This is a genomic window from Streptomyces sp. CHD11, assembly GCF_018638295.1.
GTDB lineage: Bacteria > Actinomycetota > Actinomycetes > Streptomycetales > Streptomycetaceae > Streptomyces.
The window spans coordinates 1-372 of the sequence record NZ_JABTTS010000118.1 but is presented as its reverse complement, the minus strand read 5'-3'; the positions used below and the strand labels follow the sequence as shown (position 1 = coordinate 372).

Sequence of the window (372 nt, the reverse complement as noted above, 5' to 3'; positions counted from 1 at the left end):
CGACGGGCGGGACGTGATCGGCGATTTCCCGGCGGACCGTGGCTGGAACCTGGACACCCTGTTCGACCAGGACCAGGACCAGGACCATGGGCGGACGGGAACGAGCTTCACCCGGCAGGGCGGATTCCTGCGGGACGCGGCGGAGTTCGACGCGGCGTTCTTCGGGATCTCGGGCGCCGAGGCGCTGGCGATGGACCCCCAGCAGCGGTTGCTGCTCGAGAGCTCCTGGGAGGCGCTGGAGCGGGCGGGCATCGATCCGCACTCGCTGCAGAGCACACCGACCGGAGTCTTCGCGGGCGCCATGGCGCAGGACTACGCGCCGCGGCTGTCCGCCCTGCCGCAGGAGCTCGAGGGACGGATCCTGACCGGCAA

1 protein-coding gene is annotated in these 372 nt (G+C 71.2%); it reads left to right on the top strand.

Annotation, left to right across the window (positions count from 1 at the left end):
* Positions 1-372: beta-ketoacyl synthase N-terminal-like domain-containing protein (locus HTV45_RS33420; protein WP_215209632.1), on the top strand; the 372-nt coding region annotated here is incomplete at both ends.